We start from the raw sequence: 3,183 nt of genomic DNA on the forward strand, positions 1-3,183 counted from the left end.
AATGACCCTAAAACACCCATCAAATTCAGGCCAAAAGTAACAGACGGTTCTGCCTTAAATACTGACCGGCTGTATCGAAACAATGGCAACAACACCTTCACCAATGTATCCCATGAAGCTGGTATTTTAATGGAGGGCTGGGGACATGCGGCCTGCATCAGCGACTTTAATAATGACGGCTGGCCCGACATATATGTTGCCAATGATTTTGTGTCAAATGATTTGTTATATATTAACAATAAAGATGGCACATTTACCAACCGCCTGGGCGAATATTTTAAACATACCGGCTGGAATGCCATGGGTACCGATGCGGTAGATATTAATAACGACGGGCTGGTTGATTTAATCTCCCTGGAAATGCTGCCAGAAGGCAACCTGCGTAAAAAGCGCATGCTCAGTGGTAATGAATATTATAATTATACCAACGCCTTACAATTTGGATACGAGCATCAGTATGTTCGAAACGTTTTGCAAATGAACAGCGGTACTACCAGTTTAGGCCACCCGGTTTTTAGTGATATCGGTTTTATGGCAGGGGTATACCAGACAGACTGGAGCTGGTGCCCGCTGGTAGCAGATTTTGACAATGACGGCTACCGGGATCTCATCATTACAAACGGACTTCCGCGTGATGTAACCGACCTTGATTATATCTCTTACGACAATGGACAGGTGGGTAATAAAGGAAATTTTTCTCTCGCCCTGGTTGATTCCCTTCCCGTTGTAAGCATACCGAATTACTCATTCAGAAATATAGATGGTTTGCATTTTGAGAATACTTCAACAGCATGGGGATTTACCCAGTCTTCTTTTTCAAATGGGGGAGTTTATGCTGATCTTGATAACGACGGTGACCTGGATATTGTTATCAATAATATCAATGAAAATGCATTTGTTTATGAAAATACATCGCAGGATAAAAACCAACACCAGCTTACAGTTACTATTATTGGCAAAGAGATAAATACACAAGGTATTGGCGCAAACATGCATGTTTATTACGGCGATAAAAAGCAATTGTATTATGAACATCAGCCAATTCGGGGATATCTTTCAACGGATGATGCGAGGGCACATTTCGGTGTAGGAAACAGTACAATGATAGATTCCCTGCGCATACACTGGCCCGACGATACAGAGCAGTTGCTCACCAATATCAAGGCGGATGAAACCATTGCACTTTCGTGGAAAGATGCCAAAAAAATCAACGTGCCTGCAACAACCAATCCCACCATTTTCACTGAAGCATCTGCACGCTGCGGAATTGCATACAAGCCAACAGAAGATGATTTTGTTGATTACAATATCCAGCCAACACTGCCACACAAACTTAGTCAGTTTGGGCCTGGCATAGCGGTGGGTGATATTGATAATAATGGTTTTGACGATTTTTATATTGGGGGTTCCTCCAGTAACCCGGGTATGTTTTTTATGCAGGATGCAATGGGAAATTTTACGCAGGATGCCCACCGTTTTCTACAGCCGGAAGATGCCCTTGCAGAAGATATGGGCATACTTTTTTTTGATGCCGATAATGACAATGATCTCGACATGTATGTGGTAAGTGGAAGTTACGAATTGCCACCCAGCCATGCCATTTGCCAGGACAGGTTATATCTTAATAATGGCAAAGGAAAATTTCAGCGGGCTGAAAATGCGCTTCCAAAAGAAGTCACCAATGGTTCCTGTGTGCGGGCTGCCGATTTTGATGGCGATGGCGACCTTGACCTTTTTGTGGGCGGCCGAGTTGTATCGGGAGCCTATCCAACAGCCCCCAAAAGTTTCATCTTAAGAAATGATGGGGGAAAATTTACCGACGTAACAGACCAGGTTTGTCCGCAACTAAAAAATATAGGCATGGTAACCGATGCATTGTGGAGTGATTTTGATAATGATGGAAAAATTGACCTTGTGGTAGCAGGCGAATGGATGCCTATCACATTTTTTAAAAATAAAGGAAAAGAGTTTGAGCAAATAAATAAAACAACCGCTATCAGCACCCATATTGGCTGGTGGAACAGTTTGGTGGCCGGTGATTTTGACAATGACGGCGATATAGATTACATAGCCGGCAACCTCGGTTTAAACTCCAGCTACAAAGCTACTTTAAAAGAACCTATGACTATGTTAGCAAAGGATCTTGATCAAAACGGATCATTAGACGCAATGGTTTTTTGCTTTATGAAAGCAGAAGATGGCAGCAGGAAATCTTTTCCGATGCATACAAAAGATGATTTGACAAGTCAGCTGTTATCCATACGAAAAAAATACCCGACCTATAAATCGTATGGCCTTGCTACGATGGATGATTTATGGAATAAGAAAGACCGGGAAAACGCGATCATGCTGCAGGCTACAGATATGCAAACCAGTTATATAGAAAACCTGGGCAATGGCCGGTTTGCAATAAAGCCTTTGCCGGTAGCAGCGCAAACAGCACCGGTGTATGGGATGATGGCGGAGGATATCAATGGCGATGGCAACCTTGACCTTTTGATGGTAGGCAACGATTATGGAATGGAGCCTTACAGCGGGCGGCATGATGCATTTAACGGGCTTTGCCTTCAAGGCGATGGCAAGGGAAATTTTTGTACGCTGCCGCTGCAAAAAAGTGGCTTTTTTGTAAAAGGTGATGCAAAGGGACTGGCCTTATTACATAGTGCTAAAAATGAAGACCTGGTGATTGCTACACAAAATCAGGATAGTGTAATGGTGTATTCAAAAAGTAGTATGCCGGATAAAGAAGATACAAAATGGATTAGCCTGAAAGCCGATGATTACTGTGCAACCGTTTTATATAAAAACAACAAAACCAGGAAGCTTGAATTCTATTACGGATCTACCTATCTTTCACAATCTACCCGGAAAATATTGATGGACAAAGAGGTAGTAAAACTTACCATTACCAATTTTAAAGGAGTGAAAAGAGAAATTATCAGGTAAAAAAATACAGCCGGTATTTATTAAATATTCTGAAGTATTTAAAAAATGTGCTGCTGCTGAAGCCAGGCAAAACGTGCCAGCATTTCCAGCATTCCTCCTTGTGCAACCAGGTTAAGAATATGCTTTTTACCCATTAATCCATTTGCATTTTTATTATTGTTTATTGCTTCATCAACACCATTTTTAAATGCCAGCATGTATTTGGTATTCTTATTATATTTCAAGAGGTGCTGATAT

General features: G+C 41.6%; 1 protein-coding gene and 1 pseudogene. One reads left to right on the forward strand and one right to left on the reverse strand.

Translation table 11 applies throughout. From position 1 onward, the window contains the following. The coding region (locus H7254_RS14680; RefSeq protein WP_301933673.1) for a VCBS repeat-containing protein at window positions 1-2,946 on the forward strand (2,946 nt) is incomplete at its 5' end. A 38-nt stretch (window positions 2,947-2,984) separates the two neighbouring features. On the opposite strand, the pseudogene H7254_RS14685 reads toward H7254_RS14680, so the two are convergent. Continuing rightward, window positions 2,985-3,183 (reverse strand): annotated as a pseudogene (locus tag H7254_RS14685) (glycoside hydrolase family 76); the annotation flags it as partial.

Origin of the sequence: Ferruginibacter sp. (assembly GCF_014377975.1) — a bacterium.
Lineage (GTDB): Bacteria > Bacteroidota > Bacteroidia > Chitinophagales > Chitinophagaceae > Ferruginibacter.